This window comes from Devosia sp. MC521 (assembly GCF_014127105.1).
Classification (GTDB): domain Bacteria; phylum Pseudomonadota; class Alphaproteobacteria; order Rhizobiales; family Devosiaceae; genus Devosia.
This window is the reverse complement of the sequence record NZ_CP059902.1, coordinates 1,853,134-1,876,002: the sequence shown is the minus strand read 5'-3', so window position 1 is coordinate 1,876,002 and position 22,869 is coordinate 1,853,134. Positions and strand designations below refer to the sequence as shown.

General features: G+C 56.7%; 22 protein-coding genes. 4 read left to right on the top strand and 18 right to left on the bottom strand.

The window, feature by feature from the left end; all coding sequences use genetic code 11:
• Positions 1 to 19: 19 nt before the first annotated feature.
• From H4N61_RS08925 to H4N61_RS08910, 4 genes are read right to left on the bottom strand one after another with little or no spacing between them, the layout of a single operon-like run.
• On the bottom strand, positions 20 to 1,801 hold the full coding sequence (locus tag H4N61_RS08925; RefSeq protein ID WP_182395858.1) for an RNA-directed DNA polymerase: 1,782 nt from the start codon (positions 1,799 to 1,801) through the stop codon (positions 20 to 22).
• A 49-nt stretch (positions 1,802 to 1,850) separates the two neighbouring features.
• The gene (locus tag H4N61_RS08920; protein ID WP_182395856.1) at positions 1,851 to 2,267 is read right to left on the bottom strand and encodes a hypothetical protein; all 417 of its coding nucleotides are present in this window, start codon (positions 2,265 to 2,267) and stop codon (positions 1,851 to 1,853) included.
• The gene (locus H4N61_RS08915) at positions 2,264 to 3,355 is read right to left on the bottom strand and encodes a hypothetical protein (protein ID WP_182395855.1); all 1,092 of its coding nucleotides are present in this window, start codon (positions 3,353 to 3,355) and stop codon (positions 2,264 to 2,266) included. The genes H4N61_RS08920 and H4N61_RS08915 overlap by 4 nt, the downstream gene beginning before the upstream one ends.
• Entirely contained in the window at positions 3,309 to 3,659 is a 351-nt protein-coding gene (locus H4N61_RS08910; protein ID WP_182395854.1) for a hypothetical protein, read from the bottom strand. Before H4N61_RS08910 ends, H4N61_RS08915 begins: the two co-directional genes overlap by 47 nt.
• 716 nt (positions 3,660 to 4,375) lie before the next feature.
• Between H4N61_RS08910 and H4N61_RS08905 the strand changes: the two genes are divergently transcribed.
• The gene (locus tag H4N61_RS08905) at positions 4,376 to 5,017 is read left to right on the top strand and encodes a hypothetical protein (protein ID WP_182395853.1); all 642 of its coding nucleotides are present in this window, start codon (positions 4,376 to 4,378) and stop codon (positions 5,015 to 5,017) included.
• A 69-nt stretch (positions 5,018 to 5,086) separates the two neighbouring features.
• Here the strand turns inward: H4N61_RS08905 and H4N61_RS08900 are convergent, their stop codons facing one another.
• The 8 genes from H4N61_RS08900 to H4N61_RS08865 all read right to left on the bottom strand — a co-directional run bounded on the left by H4N61_RS08900 (position 5,087) and on the right by H4N61_RS08865 (position 16,266).
• Entirely contained in the window at positions 5,087 to 6,010 is a 924-nt protein-coding gene (locus H4N61_RS08900; protein WP_182395852.1) for a hypothetical protein, read from the bottom strand.
• A 34-nt stretch (positions 6,011 to 6,044) separates the two neighbouring features.
• Complete coding sequence (locus tag H4N61_RS08895; protein ID WP_182395851.1) at positions 6,045 to 6,923, bottom strand: hypothetical protein; 879 nt, start codon at positions 6,921 to 6,923, stop codon at positions 6,045 to 6,047.
• A 178-nt stretch (positions 6,924 to 7,101) separates the two neighbouring features.
• Positions 7,102 to 7,662 carry a hypothetical protein gene (locus tag H4N61_RS08890; protein WP_182395850.1) on the bottom strand — a complete coding sequence of 187 codons (561 nt, stop codon included), beginning with the start codon at positions 7,660 to 7,662 and terminating at the stop codon, positions 7,102 to 7,104.
• A gap of 166 nt (positions 7,663 to 7,828) precedes the next feature.
• Positions 7,829 to 8,002: a hypothetical protein gene (locus H4N61_RS08885; protein ID WP_182395849.1), complete on the bottom strand. Its 174-nt coding sequence runs from the start codon at positions 8,000 to 8,002 to the stop codon at positions 7,829 to 7,831.
• Between the two features lie 214 nt (positions 8,003 to 8,216).
• The gene (locus tag H4N61_RS08880) at positions 8,217 to 10,343 is read right to left on the bottom strand and encodes an AAA family ATPase (RefSeq protein WP_182395848.1); all 2,127 of its coding nucleotides are present in this window, start codon (positions 10,341 to 10,343) and stop codon (positions 8,217 to 8,219) included.
• A gap of 153 nt (positions 10,344 to 10,496) precedes the next feature.
• The gene (locus H4N61_RS08875; RefSeq protein WP_182395847.1) at positions 10,497 to 10,871 is read right to left on the bottom strand and encodes a hypothetical protein; all 375 of its coding nucleotides are present in this window, start codon (positions 10,869 to 10,871) and stop codon (positions 10,497 to 10,499) included.
• Positions 10,868 to 12,271, bottom strand: coding sequence for a DUF2235 domain-containing protein (locus H4N61_RS08870; protein ID WP_182395846.1), 1,404 nt, complete (start codon positions 12,269 to 12,271; stop codon positions 10,868 to 10,870). Before H4N61_RS08870 ends, H4N61_RS08875 begins: the two co-directional genes overlap by 4 nt.
• A 308-nt stretch (positions 12,272 to 12,579) precedes the next feature.
• Positions 12,580 to 16,266 (bottom strand): vitamin B12-dependent ribonucleotide reductase, encoded by a 3,687-nt coding sequence (locus H4N61_RS08865; RefSeq protein ID WP_182395844.1) that lies wholly within the window; start codon positions 16,264 to 16,266, stop codon positions 12,580 to 12,582.
• Positions 16,267 to 16,744: 478 nt separating this feature from the next.
• Here H4N61_RS08865 and H4N61_RS08860 point away from each other — a divergent pair, with 478 nt between their 5' ends.
• From H4N61_RS08860 to H4N61_RS08850, 3 genes are all read left to right on the top strand, one after another.
• Entirely contained in the window at positions 16,745 to 17,131 is a 387-nt protein-coding gene (locus H4N61_RS08860) for an NADH:ubiquinone oxidoreductase subunit NDUFA12 (RefSeq protein ID WP_182395992.1), read from the top strand.
• 44 nt (positions 17,132 to 17,175) lie between these two features.
• Positions 17,176 to 17,559, top strand: a complete 384-nt coding sequence (locus H4N61_RS08855) for a DUF2155 domain-containing protein (protein WP_248306605.1) — start codon at positions 17,176 to 17,178, stop codon at positions 17,557 to 17,559.
• Between the two features lie 62 nt (positions 17,560 to 17,621).
• On the top strand, positions 17,622 to 18,119 hold the full coding sequence (locus H4N61_RS08850) for a GyrI-like domain-containing protein (protein ID WP_182395841.1): 498 nt from the start codon (positions 17,622 to 17,624) through the stop codon (positions 18,117 to 18,119).
• Position 18,120: 1 nt separating this feature from the next.
• On the opposite strand, the gene H4N61_RS08845 is transcribed toward H4N61_RS08850, so the two are convergent.
• The 6 genes from H4N61_RS08845 to H4N61_RS08820 form a co-directional block, all read right to left on the bottom strand.
• A complete protein-coding gene (locus tag H4N61_RS08845) occupies positions 18,121 to 18,897 on the bottom strand; it encodes an APH(3') family aminoglycoside O-phosphotransferase (RefSeq protein ID WP_182395839.1) in 777 nt (258 codons plus the stop codon).
• On the bottom strand, positions 18,872 to 19,528 hold the full coding sequence (gene aat, locus H4N61_RS08840) for a leucyl/phenylalanyl-tRNA--protein transferase (RefSeq protein ID WP_182395837.1): 657 nt from the start codon (positions 19,526 to 19,528) through the stop codon (positions 18,872 to 18,874). Before aat ends, H4N61_RS08845 begins: the two co-directional genes overlap by 26 nt.
• A 39-nt stretch (positions 19,529 to 19,567) precedes the next feature.
• Entirely contained in the window at positions 19,568 to 20,914 is a 1,347-nt protein-coding gene (gene accC, locus H4N61_RS08835; RefSeq protein ID WP_169193769.1) for an acetyl-CoA carboxylase biotin carboxylase subunit, read from the bottom strand.
• Between the two features lie 10 nt (positions 20,915 to 20,924).
• Positions 20,925 to 21,416, bottom strand: coding sequence for an acetyl-CoA carboxylase biotin carboxyl carrier protein (gene accB / locus H4N61_RS08830; RefSeq protein ID WP_169193770.1), 492 nt, complete (start codon positions 21,414 to 21,416; stop codon positions 20,925 to 20,927).
• A gap of 33 nt (positions 21,417 to 21,449) precedes the next feature.
• Positions 21,450 to 21,887: a type II 3-dehydroquinate dehydratase gene (gene aroQ / locus H4N61_RS08825; RefSeq protein WP_182395835.1), complete on the bottom strand. Its 438-nt coding sequence runs from the start codon at positions 21,885 to 21,887 to the stop codon at positions 21,450 to 21,452.
• A 93-nt stretch (positions 21,888 to 21,980) separates the two neighbouring features.
• Entirely contained in the window at positions 21,981 to 22,841 is an 861-nt protein-coding gene (locus tag H4N61_RS08820) for a DsbA family protein (RefSeq protein WP_182395833.1), read from the bottom strand.
• Between the last annotated feature and the right edge of the window lie 28 nt (positions 22,842 to 22,869).

The following is a 22,869-nucleotide window of genomic DNA, read 5'->3' as shown; positions in this document are numbered from 1 at the left end:
GCAGCGCCTGTTGACGCAGTTACCAAGGGGTCGTTGGGGTGGCCGTCGACACCACCAGGATGGCTTCGTCAGCCAGGATTGCCCGGTACTCGTCGACGTCGACGGCACTCGGGAGGCACTCGTCGTCCTCGACGAAGCCGGTTTCCGTCGCGCCGGCCTTGAAGAGTTCAGAAAGGCAATACAAGGCGACGAGGCGTGGTTGGCCTTGCGTACGTTTAAGGTAGGGGCGCAGCAGCTCGAGAACCTGTTTCAGAACGTCCGGGGACGGCCATATGTCCAGCCCGATCCTGAGAAGGCGCACATTCGATGGATCGTCCATCCATTGCTGGACAAGCGCGAATGCGAAGTTGCGCGCTTCGTCGTCAAGCTCCGAACGGGTCATGCCTCCACGGCGAAACGGCGTGTCGTCCGCGAGCGGATCGGCGTCGGCTTCTGCTACCTGGCCGTCTTCCAGAAGCGGTCGGAGAGACCTGAAAGTGCTCCTGAAGCGCGCGGCCGAAAATCTGGCGACCGTGGCATCGCGCACGTCAGGAACCGGCAGCAATCGATCTTTGGCGGTTTCCTGGCTTTGGGTATAGTGCTCCTGAGCCCGAACGAGGCTCTGCACAGCGTCGATGATTTCCTCACCTCCGGCAGCATCGAACCCGCCGGATATAGCGCTCTGAATCCTGGCCATCTTTCGACCCTGGCGAAGCAGTGGTCGATTGCCCCCTCGAAAATCAACTGCCTCGGTCTTATCCGTGGATACCAGCAGGCCAGGAGAAGTTTCGGTCAGGACGTCCTGAAGCCAGGCAAAAGTCGCGTCCTTGATCTCCTTGAGGGACATTTCCTTTGGGACAGTCAGAACCAGCCGAACATCGTCGACATAACGCGACGTGTCGCGAAGCGTGGCGCCGGCGAAGATCGGTGTCTTCCTGCAAGCTGCCAATCGCCGATCGAAGTTTAGGAGAGCAAGGTTCGCGAAGAAGCCCGCGGGAACGAGACCCTGAGGGAGACAGATCTCTCCGAAGTCCGGTATCTTGATGCCCTTTTCGGCATATTCGTCGACATCTGCCTGATCGTCCTGGTGCCACCGCCAGTTCAGTACCTGGGCCGCGAGCGAATAGAAGTCCGGGTCGTCTCCTTCGGACCTTATGCCATCCAGCTGCTCGATGAGCATCGCCGGACGAACCCGATCGTAGAACTGCTTCAGGTCGGAGCTGACGATGACAACTCGGCGACCCTCGGCGTCCAGCGCCCGGGCGATCTCCTCCGGTCGACCGATGAAGCTGCGATAGTCGATCGAGAAAGAACGGTAGAGCTTGGACGACCCCCACCGGTGATGGAGCCCGCCGACCCCATCTGAATCGCAGAATAGCCGGTTGCCGTAGGATATGACGGCGCTCCAGGCTTTCTCCTTGTCTTCAGGCGGGCGGGGGTCGCCTTGCAGCGTCTCTACTCGGTCCGCAAGGCAGAGCATGAGGGCGGTGGCAGCAACCTGGTCACGCAGACTGACGTGAGCCAATGGCCGCAGGTTCACCTCCCGGGGGTCATCAGGCTTCCAGATGCCATCCTTGGCCACGTACCATTTCTGACTTTTGGGTGCAGGTACCAGGCGAAGGGGCTGGGGAGTCCATGTCCCGGTCCGCAGCTCGTCGCCGATGGATTTCAGGAACGCCGGCAGGTTTGCCGTGGCGTAGTCCAGCTCGAGAGTGTCGGAAAACCAGTTGTGGTACCTGATCCAGGCCGAAGCCTTCTTCCAGGCCTGGATCAGGACGTACTCCTGCGAGACATCCTCTAGTGTCGGTCTTAGGCGCTCCATCCATCCCCCTCGACGCCTAACCTTCTATTTGGTCGGGCAAAATCCCCGTTTAACTTTGCGGTGGATCGTCGTGGACCGCAACGAAGAACTGCACCGAATAGCCCGGGTAAACAGCCGGCAATGGGTGTAGCTCACTAAGCCGATTTTGAGCAGACATCCGGTGTCCTTGACCTCCGGTGGGATCCACCTGACCGTTTTCGAGGATGTTGTTTTGCCCTTCTAAGTTGGGATCGGACCGTGGAACCAGGGTGTCGCTTGCGATTGACGACATGCGGGCGAAGATCAGCGACAATACGTCGAACATCTCGATCCTGTTCGGTTTCTGGTCATTTTTCTGATCGTCCTCGGAAAGGGGATCGACGCCGGCCTTTTCATCGATATCAAGCTCAAGCAGACCATTTCCGTGCACATAATGGCCGTTGAAGATAAGTGACAGACGGCGCTTCAGCCTCTCTTTCCTGGTCATGCGCATTGTTCAAAGTCGCTTGGCTTTGAAGTGATCAAATTGGTGAGCAACGTCATTTCGTGCCTTGTAACCGGATCAAGGAAAACGCTCTCATCCAAGCGGGTGATGCGAGAGGCTCTGACTGCAAACATCTCGGAGTTCCAAGGCTCGAACACCTGCATTTCGCCGCCCGCAAGAATTGTGCTGGTGTAGGGGTGGACGTCCTGTTGTTCTATGGTGAGGTGCTCTGGCGTTTCTGAATTTGCATAGGAATGTGTGGCGTCCCGCAAAGATGCTTTTGTGTGCACGCGAGCCGCTAACTCATTGAACTGCAGCGGCGTCACAGTGAGCCCTTGAAGCCCAAAAGGGCCGTCAACGCCGGCGTTCAACTGGAGCCCTCCGTCGTTTACGAAGATGATGCCCAGCGCCCCAAGGCGCATAGCGATTGATTGGCCGACAATGTCGGTGGAGATGTCAAAGCCGCGCTCTGTATCGATGCGATACCAAAAGAGTGAAAAGGGGAATTTGCCATGAAGAGAGCAAAACAGGGTCGGCTTTCGAGCGCTTTGCAAAATGAGCTGGCAATTGGCGAACTCACCGATGAAATCGGCAGCCATTATGTGGCCCAGCGAGGGATCTTTTCGATCGAGCAATAGAGCCGTTTCTTTTACCAAGATGCCCACGAAGATCTTCGACATCCAGCGGCCCAAGCTCAGGACGTCTGGGTCTCCATCGACAGTTCCCCGTTCGATGATCGTTTGCACCTTGCTTTCGATACCGGACAGAAAGCCATTGTTGCATTTCGCACAGCACGACACTGTCAGCGCTCTATAGGGGATGAGAGTGCCGTTTTGCAGGGTCAGTCGTTCATCGAAGAGGTCGAACCGAGTCTGAAGCCATTTCGGAAAAACGTGCTCACCTACGCCGGATGAAGGCTTCCCGCCGCAAGCGAAACACTGTCGAGATCGAATGTTATCGACGTCAACGGCGCTCTCGAACGTAGCCATTACGTAGTTGACTGTTGAGCCTGACAAAGCATTTCCTCCATCGACCCGGTCGCGCTCAATAGGTCGACCAAAAGTCTGCAACACATTCACCGCCGATTGCATCAGCGGCGCCGGCCAGCGGAAATGTCGTGCTGAGCCCATCCGCAAAGCGAACGTGCACCGATTGTTTGACCTTGAACTTCTCCAAGACCATGTCGAACGTTGACGCACATGCATGGCAATCTGATCGCAGTAGCCCTGCATCGCCAACGCTAACGTCGATTGGCGTGTCGTCGTTGAAGGTCAACGTGACCAGAGATCGATCCGGCGGACCGTCGCCTAATAGCATGAAGCTTATAGAGGTTGACGGGCGTGCTGCACCTGCGCTGCACGCGACATAAATTTGGTTGCCTGGGCCTTTATCCACTGAAGCCTCATGGATACCTTGCCCGAAGCCGCTCTTCCAAATGTCGTCAGCCAATACCGGAAGCGATGTAGCTAAGCAGCTCAGTAAAGTCGTGGCGGCAAATATTCTACCTGATGCTGACATTGATTATCCCAAGACCCGTGCATGCAGAGGAGATTTCCTCGTCAAGTTCCTATTAATGAATGCTCAGAGCAATATGAAAAAATTGCAAGTGTGAGGATGTGCGAGTCTTTGTAGAATTCAGAGGAGAGTAATTGTGATCGGCTTTGTTCGTCTAAGCACGTCATCCTCGATCATCGTATTTTAGAAGTGTTTTTGGCCCATACCGAATTGAGGGGATATGGAAGAGGAGTTGAACTGGCTCAGGGCGCTTTTGATTGAGCACGGTGGGTTGGATCGTGTGGCTGCGGTCGACCGAGCCGCACGACAGAGCACACCCCCGCTTGATACACGCGGTGAACTTGCCCTGTTACTCGATGAGCTCGAGAGCATATTGGTGGATGGCCCTAGCATCCTGAAGTTCACGATGGATAGCTTGGGAGCCGAGAAGCTCGTTTTTATAAGTGACACTGGAGATGGCCAATTAGATGCTCGTGCAGTTCGGCGGGAGCGCGACAGCGGGGACATAGTGGCCATATCTCGTGAAACGCTTCGCCTGTGGGCTGATGATGCAGCTTTAGCGCGTGAGACAATCTCTCAACTCAGGAAAGCATTCGATGTCTGATTTACAGACGCTGAAAAATCAGCTGAGCTCCGTGCTGGGCCACTCATCACAGTTCTGGCCTGGAAAGAAACCGAAGCTCGACGACTATTACGAAGCCTATTTGTGGGCTGAGACAATAGACGTTGCCCGAGTGAATCTATGGTCGGTGAAATTCATCAATGCTGGCCCCTCGAACGACCATTTCACGTTTCGCATGGGGCCCGGCCTGATTACAAATGGCACTTACACCTACGCTTTGATCAGCAAAGGAAGCAAGGCGGGCGAGCTGCACATTGGAGTTCGCGTCATGGGTGTGTCAGCGACACTTCATGAGTTTGATGTCTTGGGTTTGGACCAGTCTTATCGAAGCCGACCTGCCCATGCGCAGCCCGACTTCAGTGATGTGCGTTTCCATATTGAAGCTAAATTCCACAAAAGCGATCTGTCTCTGGGAATTGGCCGCGGGATCGTCGGTTTGGGTCAAGACTGCCCCGGCATTGAACCTTTTTTGGTCGCAAAGAACGAGGCGTCACCGGCCGTTCGTCCATTGGTCAAACATCATGGAGGACATGTAGTCGAACACGTATTTCCTGGTGGGCCAGGAGTCAGCCCTTATTTCCGCAATTGCGTTACAGCCGCACTCGACCGATGGTGAGTTGAGGCCGACAGATTGGCTGCATTGAAAACGGCGCGATACCGGCGCCTGTGTCAGCAGCGACCTCGGTCACGATCTATCAGCCGGGACACGAATGTGCCTGATCCCGTGAAGCTTCACCAATTTTGCAATTCGGGTCGGCAGTGCTTCCTCAGTTACAAGAACGGCTTCGATCTGCGCATCGCTTCGAACGTCCATCGCCGCTCGCACTGCGCGATATTTGATGCATTGGAAGACACCCCGGTTGAGGTCAATTTCGTTTGAAATTTTGGATTTAACCTCCAGCACCACGGTGCGGTCTACCAGTTTGTAGACCACATCAACCCGGTCACCCGAGTCGAGGTCTACCTCCGTCTCAGCGGTAGCTTGGGCGAATGACTTATCAACAGAACCGGGGTTATCTTTCACCCAAAGTCGCAGCGCTTTGTGCTCAGGACCTTCGCCGCCATTTCCATATTTTCGACCGCTTGGAATACCGTCTTTTTCTGTACCCGACTGTCGTTTTTGGCGCGTTTTATCGATCGTATCAAGCGAGAGCGGCTCGCCGAAGGCATGATGATAAAGTGATGCCCACTCTTCGGCCGACACTTTGTAGACCTCTCCAGCAGCTCGATCGAAACTGCGCTCCCACAGCAACGGAAATTTGGTCTTTGCATCTTCTCGGCCAAGACGTTTTTCGTCGAACCGACGGGCCATAAAGGGTCCAGCCCCTTTGCTCGGTTGCCTATCATTCTGGTTGACCACCAGCACATTGATCAAAGGTGCATCGGGGTCGACATCGTGTATCAGTCCCATGAGAGATCCCGCAACAAAGCCAATGCGGGTGTCGAAAATGCGCGAAAATCCGGCTTGGCGCTCGAGTTTTTCGCCCAGTTCCCCGTAAGTTATGACAGAGCCATCCAGGGCTACAGCGATCAAAAAACGCATGGCCGGCGCAAGGCCGTGGGTCAGTAAGTTATCATTGGTGGCAGCATGCGGTTTTAGCTTTGCCATAATTTTTATTTTTGCTTTCGTCGGCGTGAAGTGGTCAGCGGAGATCGATTAGCGGCGTCGCCGGAGGCAAAGCGTAATACCAAGGCTGCCAAAAGCCGTAGCCACCGTCGCATTGGCCTAATTGCACCCCCGTGAAGTCATCTCTGCTGCAGATCAGAAAGCCAGTCTGGGGGGCGGTATTCACCTCGACCGAGCAGTTGCGGACTTCCATGCCTCCGGTATCGACCAGGCCGAATTCGGTCTCGTCGCCGTATACAACCTGGGTCGATTTCTGCAGCGGCAAATACCAGGAAAAATCGGTCACCCGCTCGGAGGGTCTGTCGAAAGACCAGGCTTGAAAGTTCATGCATGCCTGAACGAGTTGTTGGTCGCTGAGGACAGCATTTTCGCGCTGGCCATCAAGCTCTATGCTCCAGCGTGCGACCTCCTGGACCGTGTCGACCACGCTCATTTCTGAGGGCCCCATTCGAAGCGTATCTTCAAGCAATGACATGGAAAACATTGGCCGGTGATCGAAGACCGATGAGTATGAGGAGAAGTCAATGAAGTCGGCGATCAACTGCAGCGTCAGGGTTGCCAGTTCACTTGTCTCTGCCCCGTCGAACGTTTCGGTTGGCTTGAGGTCAAGATAGGGGGCGTGAAAACCAAGTGCGCCGCCGATCGTGAGAATTCTACGAGGACCGTCAACTTCGGCACCAAGTGAATGACCGGCCATAAATAGAAAGGCACAGGACGAAAAACATTCGCTGCCGGCAAGGATTCTGGTCGCGATACCATGCTGATGAACGAACTGAGCCATGTCTCGGCCAGTCATATAATTGCCGCCCGGGCTGTCGAGACACAGGGCCATGTCAGCGCTGTTTTTCGGTTCGCCGCTATCGATCTCACCGGTTAATCCGGCTGTCTCAGCCACGGCGGCAAGTCGTTGGAAATCGCCTTCAACAATCTCGCCTGAGAGCTAAATGGCACACCCTGGCGTTCGCGACCGCGATATGTCTGCCGCATGGCTGACCGGCATGGATGCCGCAACAAGAGCGATAGCTAGCCCGGTTGCGGTGAGTAGCGCCGTGTACACCTTCATTGGGAAGCAATCAGCATGTGAACTTGTTTCCCGGGACGTCCCAAAGCTTGATGCCGAGCGAGCAGATTTCATCTTGTGTGAGCCAGTAAATAGAGCTGGAGGGGGTGGCAAAATTCAGGATCAAAAGCTCGAGGGGTGCTTGGACTTCGCGGCCGTAGTCGAGCACATGAGACACCACCATCTGAGTTTCGTTCTCGTCCTGGAAAGCGCTGTCAGCAGATGCAAAGGCGTGGAAGCCGAGAGAGCTGTTCGAAGAACTCGACCGCCACGGCTTGCCGTCATTGTCGCGTCCACCGAGAAAGGCGAGCGCACATGCACTGGCGCACACCTCATTGCCTTCAACCACCGTTTTTATGTGATGGTCTTTGAAGAACCGGCCCAGGCGCATACCCTCATAAAGGGAGCCACCGGGGCTCGCGAGGTAGACAGCAATTGTCTTGCGTATTTCTGCATTCGACAGGAATGCGTTTAGCCGGGAGACATCACCTTCTTCGATCTGGCCTGTAGCAAGGACAGCCGTTACGGCGGGCATGCTGGCTGCATTCGGATGAGTTTGAAATTCCATGGCCATCGGCTGACCGATGAAGCACAGGCCAACAAGAAGTGCGTTGCGACAGACTGACCGGAGGGTCGCCATGGTTATTCCCGACAATGTTCACAGGAATATCGTCTGAGCATCGAGACGAAATTGCAAGTATCTACGGAGTTTTGCGATGCAAATCAGTATCGGAACTCTGCTAATTGGCGGCCGCCAGCGCCTTTTCCTTGTCGTAGTTCCAGAATTTCGGTCGCTCCCTCAAGACGTCCTCGATCGCATGGCGGTCATAGATCCAGACCTTAAAGTCATCCGGGTCATAAGCTGGTTCGATATCGACGCCCTTTGACGGGGTTCCCTTTCCTTTAACCGGCATCGAAGTCCGTAACTCGAAGGTGTTGACCCTTTCCAGTACAGGCGAGGAACAAGGTTTCCAACCACCCTTCGAATCCAGCTCTCAGCTGGTGTTTAGAGTAGGGCGAGATCAGGTCACGGTCGACCTAACAGGCTCCCAGGCGGCAACCTCAAATTTGTGGTCATGTGTCGGTAGGTAAGTTCCATTGTCTTACCATCCAAGTAGTGCGTGATCATCACGCTGCTGCTGAATCCGCTGGATTCCTGCTCTTCGGGCTGGTCAAATCTTTCTGACGCCCCTTCAGCACTGCAACCCAGGCCGACAATTCCCCGACGTGTTTAAGAAGGTCCTCAGGTGGTGGTGGGGAAGCATTTCGTCCTCTGGACGGATCGTGAGCGTCTGTCTGGTCGCAACAGATTTTGAAGCCGGCGGCCCATGCCGTGACATCGTCTTCGGTCAGGGCAACCACGTTCCGAAGATTTTTGGCATTGATGTAGTCTCTGTGGCGGTTCAGGACGCCACAAAAGGCAACATCCTCCAAGGCTCGTTCCCAACTACTGCGCAGCTTCGAGTAAAATTGTGCGGCCGCTGCGGCGTAGCCTTGGTCATCCATTGCGTTGAACAGCTTTGCCGCGGCCCGAGCTTCCTTTTCAAGAGTGTCGATGCGTTCGGGGATTTTAGCCCCTACCCAAGGCAAGCCTTCTTCAACTATCCCTGCGCCATCAACACCTTGGCTCAATGAAACCACGCCGTGGGGAGTATTTGCGCTCACAGCGGCCGTCTCAAGATCATTGAGGAAGACCAGATCATGTGTGAACACGATGACCTGCCGTACCGACGCCTCTTCGACCAACCGCTCGGCCACCTTCTGCCGCCAGCGATGATCCAGCGAGGAAACTGGATCGTCAAACACCAGGGCAGATGAATGGGGCGCTGTTGCCAGCTCTGTCATGAAAGCGGCGATTGCAACGCAGGTCTGCTCGCCCTCGCTCAGCACCGCCGCGACCTTCGCCTTTTGATTTGCGAACAGTTGGACCGCATACTGAGGAGAGCCAAACCTTCCTCCAGATCTTACGATATCGACCCGCACTCGGGTGGAAGCCAGCTTCTGGATCTCCAGCTGAAAACGATCTCTCACCTTTGGTGTGATTACGTCATCTGCAATGGCATTTCCCAATGTGGTGACCGCTCTGGTTGCCGTCTCCCCAAGGCAGGTCTCGATGCGATCAAGCATTGCCAGCCGCCTTATCTCTAACTCAGCTTTCGGAATCAGATCTGACAGCGCTTTGCGATCTCGCAACTCAGCAAGTTCGTCCTCCAGTTTCTTCCGGCCAACCTGGTCGGCTGCTCCATCGAGTTCGCTCGCATATGCGAGTGCCTTGGCGATCAGCGATTGAATGCCTTCAACGGCGCCTCCTGGGAAACCCGGCACAGTAGGGACGTCCCGACCATTGATTGAGAGAAGTGCGCTACGGCGCGATCGGGCGACCGCAAGGCTACGGCGCACGACCTTCGCTAGAGCTGGATCAATCGATTTCAACTGATGATGCATTGGGAAGGCTGCCAAACACACTGTGCTGTCTTTAACGGCTTTCAAAGCGCGTTTAAGCGCTGCGTCAGCGTTGTCGGCATCCACCTCAGTCTTGTCCTTAACGAAAGCCTCGAATGCATTCATTCGAGATTTGGCCTCACCAGACAGTTCTTGCTGGCATAGCACGCAGGCCTGATCCGGAGGGCCATCTGGGAAGTGGTAGCCAGGGTGAGAGTGTTGGTCCGCAAACTGCCGAGCTGCCTCCCACAAAACTTTCCAGGAAGCCTCGCCAACGCCCGCAATGGTCGACCCTGACATTGCCATTTGCGTGGCCATTTTGGCGGCGCCGCGCTTTGTGGCTGCGTCGGCACGCAATGAGTTCGTTGCCGATATCTCGACATCATTGAAGTTTTGAAGAAGGGTCTCCAGCTGTTGTGAGAAGCGTTGGAGAGAGTGGGCCAGCCCCCTCTGTTCGCTCGCCACCTTCGCGGAGTCTCGAAGAAGGTCTTCGCCCAAACGCTGTAGGCGAGCCTCTTCATCGACCGACAGCGATGCTATACGGTGCATCGTGCTGAGGTCAGTCTTGGCCGTAAGACTGGTCATCACCTGGCCCACAGCGGTCGCCAAACTAAAAGTTGGCTTGATAAAAACTTTGTCTTGAGACTGCTGGCAATGCTCCTGTTCGGAGGTAAGCGCATCCTTTATGGACTGGCAGGCAGCGGCAAGTTCGTCCGGCACATCTAGGCCTAGAGGGCGAAAGGCGACCTCATTGGCACCGCGAACATGAATTGCTGCACAGTCTCTGTCCAACACGCTGATGGCCGACAACATGTGATGAGGGATGTCATCATCAACCCAATCCAGTGGTGCCGCTCTCAGCCCTCCGATTGAATACGTGAGGGTCGCTTTCGCTCCCTTGTTGGCAGTGATGTCGAAGGCGTCTGGCAGTATTTCAGTGCGGACGCGTGCTCTGCAAGCTTTCTTCTAAATACGCGTGTAGCCGGATTTTCCGACGCCGTTATCGCCGTAGACGATTGTGAGTCCGTCTTCCACGAATGGTAGTGTCTGCCCGGACGCGAGCCGGTTGGCTCCGGTCACTGCACTGATGGAAGCGATGGTAATAGATGAATCGTTGCCCTGAGCTGACGGAAGATGCTCCATCGCCAGGGGCGTTGGCTGAACATAACTGCCGTCCGAGCGTGGTCGCCCAAGGCAAATGAGCAGAAGCTCACCGATGTCAGCATCGTTTAGTTTGCCACCAACCACGATCCGACGAAGAGCGTCTTGTTGCCAAAGCGGGCGGGTTTTCGCCCACTCCAAAATGGTTTCGTACACGGATTTCTGCTGTGTCGCGCTCATACAGTCGGTTCCGATCCACTAGCGGCCAGCGGGATGCGTAGAGCCTGGCCGACATAGATCAGGTCAGGGTTTGTGATCTTGTAGCGGTTGGCCGAAGCAATCTCTGGCCACCTTTTGGCGTCGCCCAGATAGCGCTTGGCTAGCCCAGACAGGGTATCTCCAGGCTCTACGATATGAGCCGTGAAATTGTCTGGGGCCAGCTCGATGCCATCCTCGCCCATGCCCAAGGCGACGACGTCTAGCCCATCGAGATCAGCTTGAACATGCTCCAGCGGCTTAGGGCGATAACGAGACTTTTCCGGAAGCTTCTCTTCCTTCTCATGCCATCTGCGCTGAGCGCTAACACTGACTTCGTGCAATGCCTGGGGGCCTGGCTGGCGAACCGTTTTCGGCATGTACTTCATCAACGTGCCAATGATGCTGAAGCCCCCGTCTTCCTGAGAGTTCTCCAGATATTCGAGATGCGATGGAGACAGCCCGTAAATGGGTGAGCCTTTCGAGCTATCGAGGACAAGCCCAGCATTGCCGGCGCCATCCCAGATCCACTCGAGTGCTTGGTCGGACAGACCACGACGGGGCCCGCCGCCACCGACACCGCCATGAACACCGGGGAACCACTTCTGCTGATAGGGGGCATCCTCGGCCTTGGGATCTTTACCGCGGCCGGTGTTCAGCTCTTCCAGGTTTTCCCAAAGGGTCGGCTTGAAGTCCGCCTTGCTTTCATCGATGGCGACAGCGTGTCGTGCTGACTTCACCATTGGGCTGAGGTTGGTGTCGTGGAACCGGTGGTCCTTGTTGAAACCATCAGCGTTCCAAATGTAGTCAGGCACGCCCAAGGCGCCCACCGTGTCCCAGACACCGAGATAGGTGATTTTCAGCAGCGGGCTTTGCCCAAGTTGGTAGTCGGGCACATTTGCAGCACGCCACTGGTCTTCAGCATCTGAGACGCTGATGTGGGGCGCGACGTCTCGACGGAACTCAAGGAGCTTTTGACGGAAGGCGTCGGTATCGTCGCGCTTCTTATAAAGCTCAACGGCCTCGTTCGATCTGCCTGCCGATGGACGCTGCAAGATACCGCATGTGCCGATCAGGCCTGCAAACGATCTTGCTGTGAAGGCGCCTCGGGAAAAACCGAAGACGTAGATCTCGTCGCCAGGTGTGTGATTGAAGATCAGGAAGCGATACGCATCCGACAGGTTTTTGACCAAGCCCTGGCCAAACAGGCCGCCACGGAATTTGTCGTTGTCACCGGTGCCGACCCCCTCATCGTAATAGATGACCTGCGAGATGCCATCTCTCGTTTGGGGCAAAACACTTTGCGCAGTGAACAGGACATTGGTGGGGTGAGCGGCGTCGATGCGGTTCCAGCTACCGTCGAAACAGAAAACGAGTCTCTTCACAGGAGTTATCCTTTTGGTTGTGAGCGACCAGTTTCCAAGCCTCAACTCACGGGCAAAAACGCAGATTCACTAAATGTTCTCTCAGGTATTAGGCGGCGAGAAAATCTCGCCGCCGTTTAGATAATCCGAACAACCATCTTGGACTGTTCAGGTCAGTTCAGAACTTTGAGGCCAAATTCACAACTTTGGGTCTCTCACCAGCCTTTTACTTTTTATGGAAGGACTATCGGTTCGATGATGGAAACGACTGCCCGAATTATGGAAATTCTATCGGTCGCGTCACATCTATATTCTTGCGTAAACTCCCCTCAACTACACCCCGTCGTCGTTCCGCACGTGTCGCACTTCAAACACGTCCCGTTTCTCACCATCGTAAAGTTGTGGCATTCGGTGCACTGGTCGCCGGTGTAGCCTTTCATTTGAGCTTCGGCGCGGAGGAGCCCCGTGTCCTTTGAGGGCGGCGGGGCTGGGAGGGGGGAGAGTTCGGCGGCGTTGAGCGCTGTTGGGCTCGGCTCAATTTTGAGGGCTGTGCCGGAGCGGAGCGCCGTCACCGTGCTGGTGTTGGTGCCCGAGGGGGACAGTCGGGAAATTTCGGCTGTCGGGACGAGCATGAGTGACGTGTTCGCCGTGCGGCCGCGGGTCATGCCGCGCGAGACAAATTGTGCCGCAGGAACGGGTGTTGGGGCCGTGCGGGCGTCGTGGTCTTCGGCGACGCCTTTGCCCAGCGCCGTGGGCGTGTCCGGGTTGACGTGGGCGAGGTCGTCTCGGTCGAGGTACGACACAGCCAGCTCGCGGAAGACGTAATCGAGGATGGAGGTGGCGTTCTTGATGCGGTCGTTGCCTTGGACCATGCCGGCGGGCTCGAAGCGGGTGAAGGTGAAAGCCTCCACATATTCATCGAGCGGCACGCCATATTGCAGGCCCAGAGAAATGGCGATGGCAAAGTTGTTCATCATGGCGCGGAAGGCGGCGCCTTCCTTGTGCATGTCGATAAAAATTTCGCCCAAGCGACCATCGTCATATTCGCCCGTGCGGACATAGACCTTGTGGCCGCCGACGACCGCTTTTTGGGTGTAGCCCTTGCGGCGGTCCGGCATTTTCTCGCGTTCGCGCAGGCGCTCGACAATTTTCTCGACAATGACTTCGGTGCGCGCAGCGGCGGGCATGGCGGCAAAGGTTTCCACCACGTCGTCTTCATCGTCATTATCATTGGCGAGAAGCGAGGCATTGAGCGGCTGGCTCAGCTTGGAGCCGTCGCGATAGAGCGCATTGGCTTTCAGCCCCAAGCGCCAGGACTGCATATAGGCGTTTTTCGTGTCCTCGACCGTCGCGTCATTGGGCATGTTGATGGTCTTGGAAATCGCCCCGGTAATGAAGGGCTGGGCGGCGGCCATCATCAATATGTGGCTGTCCACGGACAGGTAGCGCTTGCCGATTTTTCCGCAGGGGGTGGCGCAATCAAAGACGGGCAGGTGTTCGGCCTTGATGTGCGGCGCGCCTTCGAGCGTCATGGCTCCGCAGACATGGGTGTTGGAGGCTTCAATCTCGGCCTTGGAGAAGCCAAGGAAGGGCAGAAGCTCAAAGCCCGGATCGGCCAGCTGGGCGTCTGTAACCCCAAGGGTATTGAGGAAGTCGACCCCAAGCGTCCATTGGTTGAAGACGAACTTGATGTCGAATGCCGACTCGAGCGCGCCGTTGAGGACCTCAATCTTGTCCTCAGTAAAACCCTTAGCGTTCAGGCTGGACGGATTGATGGCCGGGGCTTGGTTGAGATTGCCGTGGCCGACGGCATAGGCCTCCATCTCCGCGATCTGGCTTTCGGAATAGCCTAGGGTCCGCAGGGCCGGGGGCACGGCGCGGTTGATGATTTTAAAATAGCCGCCACCCGCGAGTTTTTTGAATTTTACCAGCGCAAAATCGGGCTCAATGCCGGTGGTGTCGCAATCCATGACGAGGCCAATGGTGCCCGTGGGGGCGATAACGGAGACCTGCGCATTGCGGAAACCGTGCTCACTGCCCAAGGCGAGCGCGTCGTCCCAGGCTTGCTTGGCGCGCGCGGCGAGCGTGGCGTCAGAGAGGTTGGCGTGGTCGAGGGCGACTGGCGCGATGGAAAGGCCTTCATATCCAGAGGTTTGACCATGGGCGGCGCGGCGGTGATTGCGGATGACGCGCAGCATATGCGCGGCATTGCGGGGATAATCGGCGAAGGGGCCGAGTTCCTTGGCCATTTCGGCGGAGGTGGCGTAGCTGACCCCGGTCATGACGGCGGTGATGGCCCCAGTGATGGCGCGGCCGGTGGCGCTGTCATAGGGAATGCCCGAGGTCATGAGATAGCCGCCGATATTGGCGTAGCCAATGCCGAGCGTGCGGTATTCGAAAGAGCGGGTGGCAATGGCGCGCGAGGGGAATTGCGCCATCATCACCGAGATTTCGAGCACAATCGTCCAGAGGCGGACGGTATGCTCAAAGGCTTCGGTGTCAAAGCTGCCGTCGGCCTGACGATAGGGCAGCAGGTTGACCGAGCAGAGATTGCAGGCCGTGTCGTCGAGGAACATGTATTCCGAGCACGGATTGGAAGCGGTGATAGGGCCTGCAGCGGGGGACGTGTGCCACTCGTTGATGGTCGTGTGGAATTGCAGCCCCGGATCAGCCGAAGCCCAGGCGGCGTGGCCGATCTGATCCCAGAGATCGCGCGCCTTGAGCGTCTTGAAGGTGCTGCCATCGCGGCGGCCGGTGAGGGCAAAATCCGCGTCGGCGTCGACGGCGTGCAAAAACGCGTCGGTGACGCGAACGGAATTGTTCGAGTTCTGACCGGAAACCGTCAGATAGGCCTCGCTGTCCCAATCGGTGTCGTAGACCGGGAAGTCGATGTCGGTAAAACCTTGGCGGGCGAATTGGATGACGCGGAAAATGTAGTTTTCCGGGACGAGCGCCTTTTTGGCGGCGCGGACCTCACGCTTGAGGGCGGGATTTTTGGTGACGTCAAAGCAGTCATCGCCCACCCCGCCTTCGCAATTGATGGCAGCCTTCATGACGGCCTTCAAATGCTTGGAAACGGTTTTGGAGCCGGTCACCAGAGCGGCGACCTTTTGCTCCTCCTTGACCTTCCAGTTGATGAATTCTTCGATGTCGGGGTGGTCGATATCGACAACCACCATTTTGGCGGCGCGCCGTGTGGTGCCGCCCGATTTGATCGCCCCCGCAGCGCGGTCACCGATTTTGAGAAAGCTCATCAGCCCGGACGATTTACCGCCGCCCGAGAGTTTTTCGCCTGAGCCGCGCAGGGCGGAGAAATTAGTGCCGGTACCGGAGCCGTATTTGAAAAGGCGCGCTTCGCGGACCCAAAGGTCCATAATGCCGTTTTCATTGACGAGATCATCGTCGACCGACTGGATAAAGCAGGCGTGCGGCTGCGGGTGCTCATAGGCCGATGTGGAGGCCGTCAGTTCATGGGTGAAGGGATCGACGTAATAGTGGCCCTGACCGGGGCCGTCGATGCCATAGGCCCAGTGGAGGCCCGTGTTGAACCATTGCGGCGAGTTCGGCGCAACGCGCTGGGTGGCGAGCATGTAGCACAGCTCGTCATAAAAGGCGCGGGCGTCGTCTTCGGTGTCGAAATAGCCGCCTTTAAAACCCCAATAGGTCCATGTGCCTGCGAGGCGATCAAAGACCTGACGGCTGTCGCGCTCGGAGCCATAGCGCTGGTCCGCAGGCATAAGGGCGAGGGCGGCTTCGTCCGGAACCGAACGCCAGAGCCATGAGGGGACCGCGTTCTCTTCGACACGCTTGAGCGCTGCGGGAACACCCGCTTTGCGAAAGTATTTTTGGGCGATGATGTCGGTGGCGACCTGCGACCAGCTCGCTGGGATGGCGATGTCTTCGAGCTTGAAAACGGTCGAGCCATTGGGATTCCGAATTTCGCTAGTGGCGGAGCGGAAGTCGATGGTCGCATAGCGATCAGAGGTGGCGGTCGTAAAACGGCGGGTGATACGCATTTCGGTCTCTGGGCTCTGGTGTTGGACGGCTCACACAGGAGTATTGAACGGTATGAAAAGCCCGAATGGCGTGAGAGTCGAGACGCTATTTTGCGAGTGCGATCACACCATCCCTAGTGGTGAATTTTGATACAACGTCAAAATCTAGTATTTTATATGGATATAGGGAGCGCGCTTCACAAGCCTTCGCACTCCTTAATTGAGGGCGCGCGGATGCAGCGTAAAGGCTGAGGTTTTGCCCATAGTGCGCGACGCCAGTTGCGGAATTCAGATTGGGCTTTCGGCCTTGAATCAGGCGCGGGGGTGTCAAGCGCAACAATTTGGTCAATGGTCTTGCGGTAATAGGCCGGGGATAGAAAAAGCCCTTTGGTGGGTCCGATTGCCGCAAGAAAGAATTGGATCAGGGGGCAGGCCATGCTAAACCGCCCAGAGTATTGACGACCAATTCTTCTGGAATCGACAAGTGGCCAAGTCCGGTATCAAGCAATTCCTGAGTGAAATCTTTGCGTGGTGGGGTGGCAACACCTGGGGGACACGCCTTTGGATCAAGCGCTTTGGCGAGTATGTGGGCTCCGATGAGTTCGGCAATCGCTATTATCAGGATCGCAAAGCGAACCGTCGCTATGTTACCTATGCTGGTGGCTTTGCTGACGCCTCGGCGATTCCGCCTGGTTGGCATGGTTGGATGCATCACCGCACGGATACCGTGCCGAGTGGCGCAAATTACCAGCCTCGCGCGTGGGAAAAGCCGCATGAGAAGAATCTCACTGGCACTGCCGCAGCCTACCGTCCTGAAGGTAGCTTGCTGAAGTCCGGTGAACGTCCGCAGGTTACCGGCGACTACCAAGCGTGGTCGCCCGAATAAGGATTTTGGGCTTGCCCTTTCTCCGTCGTCTCATTTCTCGGTCGCTGCTGGCAGCGACCGTTTTTGCTTTCTCGCCCCCCGCATTCGCGCAGCCGATTGCCAACCCCATCGCGACCTTTGCTGGGCTCGATAAAATTACGGGGCGCGTTACCCGTTTTGACGTCTATATTGATGAGACGGTGTTGTTCGGCGCCCTCGAGATGACGCCGCGTGCCTGCTACAATCGGTCGAGCAAGGACACGGTGCAGCGCACTTCAGCGTTTTTGGAAGTCGATCAGCGCAGCCTCGACGGGTCTGCAGAGCGAATTTTTACGGGCTGGATGTTTGCCGATAGTCCGGCACTCAACGCAGTCGATCATGCCGTTTATGACGTCTGGCTGATTGAGTGCAAGACCTCGACCGACGTTCCGCCACCAGCGAATAGATAGTCTGGATTTCGCCGCGCATTTGGAGGCATACTGACCCGATCAGCGTTTGATCGGGGAGTGAGATGCTGACTGAACCCAAAATTGTCGCGCGCGAAGCGCAGACCTTCGCCTTTATGCGCGTGGTTGTACCTCAGCCTGAGATTGGCCGTGTCGCGCCGCCGCTTGTCGATCAGCTTATTGCTTGGATTGAAGAGATGGGTGGGACCGTCGCCGGCCGATCCTTCTTCAATTACCCGCGCTGCTATTCAGATGGCGGCATGGAAGTGATCGTTGGCGTACCGACGACCACCATGATGACACCATCAGGGGAGGTGAGCACGGCAATCTTGCCCGCCGGGCGCTACGCCTCCCTGCACGCTAATGTCGACTATCACCAGTTGCATGATGCCAATCGCGTCTTGGGCGAGTGGGTTGAACGGGAAGGCTTGGAGCTTGATGGCCGGCGCGACGGGCAGGGCTCGTGGAGCGATAGCACGCGTCTTGAGATTTATCACCTCGACCCCGGCGAGCATCCCAGCGGAATGCCCGTCACCGAGATCGCTTTCCGCTTAATGCGTTGAGTCAGTAAAGCTCGTCTAGTGTGTTGTAAAATCGGAACTTTTCTGCGTTCCACTCGACCCCGTAAAGGTCGAGGAAGGGCCGGACGTGCTCTTGGCCGACATTGTACGCGATGGAGCGGCAGGCAATTGAAAGGTCTTGCCACACATCGGCCGTTCCCAGGCGGGTGCAATCGACCATGCCGGAAAAGCGCTCGTCGTCGCTCAGAATATTTGGGGCTGAAGGATCGCCGTGGGTGACGATCAGGTCACTCTCCGTGGGCTTATTGACGTTGAGCCAAGCGATCACGTCCTCCGCCGTGGAACCGATCCAGTCCTGATCGAAATCGCTTTCGTCAACCAGCTTTGCCGCAGCGCGTTGGGTGCCGAGAGCGATGCGAGCCTCGATGGAGTGATCGAAGGGGCATTGGCGCGGGTCGAGCGCATGCATGCGCTTGAGGCCCTGCGAATAGGCGCGGATGAACAGTTCGGGTTTGTCGCGCAGGTGGGTCAGGTCTGAACCGGGCACGGCACTCATCAGCAGCCAGACACGGTCGGCGCTCTGTTCGGCGTCGATGACGCGCGGGGATTTGAAGCCCATTTTGGTGAGCCAGTTCAGCCGCTCGATCTCGCCGGGGAGTTCGGCGAGAGGGTGGTTGGCTTCCGATTTCAGGAAAACAGAATTGCCGTCGCGAAGCGCGATTTGCCAAACCGCAGCGGCAGACTTGCCGATGGTAATCTTCTGCCACTCGAGGTCTTTGAGAGGCGCAAAGCTCTCAGGCAGGTCGGTCGGTTTGCTCATCTATTTCTTCCCATGCCCACCAATCTCCCATGTGTTCGAGAGATTTAGCCAAGCGTTCCTCATAGTCTTCGCGTGGTATCTCAATTCCGCCTAGCGAGGCTAGATGTGGCGTGAGGAATTGGGTGTCGAGGAGAACGAAATTTCCCGCGCGGAGGCGTTCCACAAGATGGGCCATAGCCGCTTTTGAAGCGTCAGTTTGACGATGGAACATGCTCTCGCCGAAGAAGGCGCCGCCAATGGCGAGACCATAAAGTCCACCAACCAATTGCTCGCCGTCCCAAACCTCAACCGTATGGGCAATGCCGCGCTCAAATAGCTCGCCATAGACGGAGCGAATGGTCGAGTTGATCCAAGTCGAATGTCGATCTTTGCCGACAGTGGAACAGCCATCGAGAATGCCGTCCCAATCACTATCGACGCGAATGGTCCAGCCCGATTTCCGCATGGTTTTACGGAGGGATTTGGAGGCGTGGAACTTCTTGAGCGGAATGATGCCGCGCTCTTCTGGAGACACCCAAAAGACGTTCTCATCGGTAGCATCTTCCGCCATCGGAAATATGCCCGAGCAATAGGCGCGGATGATCAGTTCTGGAGTGAGTTCGATGTCGAACGGGTCTTGAGGGTCGGTCATGGGAATATGATAAGGGGCGCTTGCGCGCCCCTCAAATGATTAGACCTTGTTCTCAGCCAAGAACTTTTCCAGCCAATGGATGTCGTAGTTGCCGTTTTGAATATCGGCTTCCTTGATCAGGCGCTGGAAGAGCGGGAGGGTGGTCTTGACGCCATCGATGACGAATTCATCAACCGCACGGCGCAGACGTTGCAGGCATTCTTCGCGGGTGCGACCGTAAACGATCAGCTTTCCGATCAGCGAGTCATAATAGGGCGGGATCTTGTAGCCCTGGTAGACGGCGCTATCGACGCGCACACCAACGCCACCAGCGGGGTGGTAGAAGGTGATCGTGCCGGGTGACGGCGCAAAGGTCTGCGGATCTTCGGCGTTGATACGCACTTCGATCGCATGGCCAGTGAACTTGACCTGATCCTGCGTCATCGAGAGCTTTTCGCCCGAAGCAACGCGGATCTGTTCGTACACGAGGTCGATGCCGGTGATGCGTTCGGTGACCGGATGCTCCACCTGCAGGCGGGTGTTCATTTCAATGAAATAGAACTCGCCGTTTTCGTAGAGGAACTCGATCGTGCCAGCGCCGGAGTACTTGAGCTTGCGCATAGCGGCAGCACAAATTTCGCCGATCTCGTCACGTTCTTCCGGCTTGATGGTCGGGCCACCAGCTTCTTCCCAGACCTTCTGGTGACGACGCTGGAGCGAGCAATCGCGCACGCCGAGGTGCACGGCATTGCCCTGACCGTCGCCCAGGATCTGAACTTCGATGTGGCGTGGCTTGCCCAGGTACTTTTCCATGTACACAGAGTCATTGCCAAACGCGGCCTTGGCTTCCGAGCGGGCAGTGGACCAAGCGACCAGCAGGTCAGCTTCAGTCTGCGCCACCTTCATGCCACGACCACCGCCACCAGCGGTTGCCTTGATCAGGACCGGATAGCCGATGCGACGTGCATCTTCGAGGGCCTGTTCTTCGGTTTCCACGGCACCGGCAGAACCCGGAACAACTGGAATGCCAAGCTCAACAGCGGTCTTCTTTGCGGTGATCTTGTCGCCCATGATTTCGATATGGTGCGACGAGGGGCCGATGAAGGTGACGTTGTGCTCGGAGAGGATCTTGGCGAAGCGCGCGTTTTCCGAAAGGAAACCATAGCCCGGGTGCACAGCGTCGGCGCCAGTGATCTCACATGCAGCCATGATAGCTGGAATGTTGAGATAGCTGTCCTTGGCGGCGTTCGGGCCTATACAGACGCTTTCGTCCGCAAGGCGAACGTGCATGGCATTGGCGTCAGCCGTGGAGTGAACCGCCACGGTCTGAATACCCAATTCCTTACACGCGCGCAGAATGCGCAGCGCGATTTCACCGCGATTGGCGATCAGGACTTTCTGGAACATGGTCGCCCCCTTACTCGATGACGACGAGCGGCTCGCCATATTCAACGGGCTGAGCATCCTCGACCAGAATGCGGGTGATGGTGCCGGAGCGGTGTGCTGGGATCTGGTTCATGGTCTTCATCGCTTCGATGATGAGGACGGTCTGACCTTCAGAAACCTTGGTGCCGATAGCAGCGAATGCTGGCTTGCCTGGCTCGGGAGCCAAGTAAGCAGTGCCAACCATTGGGGAGGTCAGCGTACCTGGGTTCGATGCCAGATCTTCTGCCTTCGGCGCAGCGGCTGGGACGGAGCCAGCAGGCGCTGCCGGTGCAGCAGCGGCCGGAGCTGGCGCTGCGTACTGGATCGGCGCCTGAGCATAGACGGGAGCTTCGTTCGGATAGGAACGGGTTACGCGGATGCGCATTTCGTCCTGTTCGATTTCGATCTCAGCAAGGTTTTCCTTGTTGAGGAGTTCGGCGATGGCGCGGATCAGATCCTGATCCACTGACGATGACTTGGTCATTCTTGTCGGTCTCCCGCTTCTCGCGTTGAAGCGTTATTTGAGTTTGTCGGCCAAGGCCATGAGGGCCAGTTTATATCCAAGTGCGCCAAAGCCGCAAATAACGCCGAAAGCCACCGACGACACATAGGAATGATGTCGGAAACTTTCGCGCTGATGGATATTGCTCAAGTGAACTTCAGCCACCGGAAGGGCCACGGCGCGTAAGGCATCGTGGATGGCGACTGAGGTGTGGGAATAAGCGGCTGGGTTTATCAAAATGCCGTCGGCCGTTTTCCGGGCATCTTGAATCCAGGTGACCAGCTCACCTTCGTGGTTAGACTGACGAAAATCGATAGCTATGCCCGCGTCTTTTGCAGTCGCGAGACAAAGGTTCTCAATGTCTTTGAGAGTTTCCGAGCCATAGGTCCCCGGCTCGCGCGTGCCGAGCAGGTTGAGGTTCGGGCCATTGAGGACAAGAACGCGTTTCGTCATGATCTTAGTCTTGTGCATTGCCATTCATAGTAGCTGCAAGGGCGGTTATACGAAATGCACCGAAAACGCCAAGGAAAACGGCGTTGGCCGGTTTTAAACACACTGTGCCTTACCGCATTCGCGCATGTTTGCAATTCGTTCCCGCAATGCATCGACGCCTATGGCGCCAGGGATGATTTCATTGCCGATGATATAAGCAGGTGTTCCCGAAATACCCAATGCTTGGGCAACCTTATAGGAATCCTGAAGGACTGTGGCGACGCTCTCGTCCTTCATGCGAAGTTCGAGATCGACAGGTGACAAGCCAAGGCCACGGGCTGCGGCAATGGCGGTATCTTTGGTCACTTTACCGCGGGCTGTGTAGAGCGCCTCGTGGAAGGTCCAGTAGTCGGCATCCGACTCGGCAACGAGAACGCCAATTCGGGCCGCATCGACGGAATCGTCCGAAAGGATTGGAAGCTCTTTGAGGATGACGCGCAAATTGGGGTCTTCGGCCATCAGCGTCACGAGGTCTGGCATCGCCTTGCGGCAGTAGCCGCAATTGTAGTCGAAGAACTCGACCAGCGTGACGTCGCCATCAGGATTGCCGAGCACCACTTGATTGGGGGCGTTGTAGATAAGGTCCGCATTGGCTGCGAGACCTTCTTCGGCCTTGGCCATGGCCTCGGTGCGCTCTGTGGCCTCCAAATTCGCCACCATGCGGCGCAGAACCGTGGGGTTTTGCATCAGATAGTCTTCAATCATCGGATTGAGGAAACCTGCGTCGAGTGGCGGCGGCGAGAGAACTTGTGGCGCTGGCAGGGCGTCGGCCAGCTTTGCGGTGACAACACTCTCGACCACGGCGCGCAGCTCGGCCTCTGGAAGAGCCGCAGCGGGACGATCAATGACGGCCCAGCCCAAGGCTCCAGCCAAAACACCAGCGAGAGCGGTGAGAGTAATCGTCGTCCTAGCCATGGATGTTCCTCAGGGCGCTGATTCAGTT

Excerpts from the sequence above, each read along its gene's own strand:
- H4N61_RS08880 (WP_182395848.1), bottom strand. The coding sequence starts at position 10,343 with ATGTTGTCGGCCATCAGCGTGTTGGACAGAGACTGTGCAGCAATTCAT.
- H4N61_RS08875 (WP_182395847.1), bottom strand. The coding sequence starts at position 10,871 with ATGAGCGCGACACAGCAGAAATCCGTGTACGAAACCATTTTGGAGTGG.
- aat (WP_182395837.1), bottom strand. The coding sequence starts at position 19,528 with ATGACCGACCCTCAAGACCCGTTCGACATCGAACTCACTCCAGAACTG.
- H4N61_RS08900 (WP_182395852.1), bottom strand. The coding sequence starts at position 6,010 with ATGGCAAAGCTAAAACCGCATGCTGCCACCAATGATAACTTACTGACC.
- accB (WP_169193770.1), bottom strand. The coding sequence starts at position 21,416 with ATGACCAAGTCATCGTCAGTGGATCAGGATCTGATCCGCGCCATCGCC.
- aroQ (WP_182395835.1), bottom strand. The coding sequence starts at position 21,887 with ATGACGAAACGCGTTCTTGTCCTCAATGGCCCGAACCTCAACCTGCTC.
- H4N61_RS08915 (WP_182395855.1), bottom strand. The coding sequence starts at position 3,355 with ATGCAATCGGCGGTGAATGTGTTGCAGACTTTTGGTCGACCTATTGAG.
- H4N61_RS08845 (WP_182395839.1), bottom strand. The coding sequence starts at position 18,897 with ATGAGCAAACCGACCGACCTGCCTGAGAGCTTTGCGCCTCTCAAAGAC.
- H4N61_RS08820 (WP_182395833.1), bottom strand. The coding sequence starts at position 22,841 with ATGGCTAGGACGACGATTACTCTCACCGCTCTCGCTGGTGTTTTGGCT.
- H4N61_RS08920 (WP_182395856.1), bottom strand. The coding sequence starts at position 2,267 with ATGACCAGGAAAGAGAGGCTGAAGCGCCGTCTGTCACTTATCTTCAAC.
- H4N61_RS08925 (WP_182395858.1), bottom strand. The coding sequence starts at position 1,801 with ATGGAGCGCCTAAGACCGACACTAGAGGATGTCTCGCAGGAGTACGTC.
- H4N61_RS08850 (WP_182395841.1), top strand. The coding sequence starts at position 17,622 with ATGCTGACTGAACCCAAAATTGTCGCGCGCGAAGCGCAGACCTTCGCC.
- H4N61_RS08890 (WP_182395850.1), bottom strand. The coding sequence starts at position 7,662 with ATGGCCATGGAATTTCAAACTCATCCGAATGCAGCCAGCATGCCCGCC.
- accC (WP_169193769.1), bottom strand. The coding sequence starts at position 20,914 with ATGTTCCAGAAAGTCCTGATCGCCAATCGCGGTGAAATCGCGCTGCGC.
- H4N61_RS08865 (WP_182395844.1), bottom strand. The coding sequence starts at position 16,266 with ATGCGTATCACCCGCCGTTTTACGACCGCCACCTCTGATCGCTATGCG.
- H4N61_RS08905 (WP_182395853.1), top strand. The coding sequence starts at position 4,376 with ATGTCTGATTTACAGACGCTGAAAAATCAGCTGAGCTCCGTGCTGGGC.
- H4N61_RS08885 (WP_182395849.1), bottom strand. The coding sequence starts at position 8,002 with ATGCCGGTTAAAGGAAAGGGAACCCCGTCAAAGGGCGTCGATATCGAA.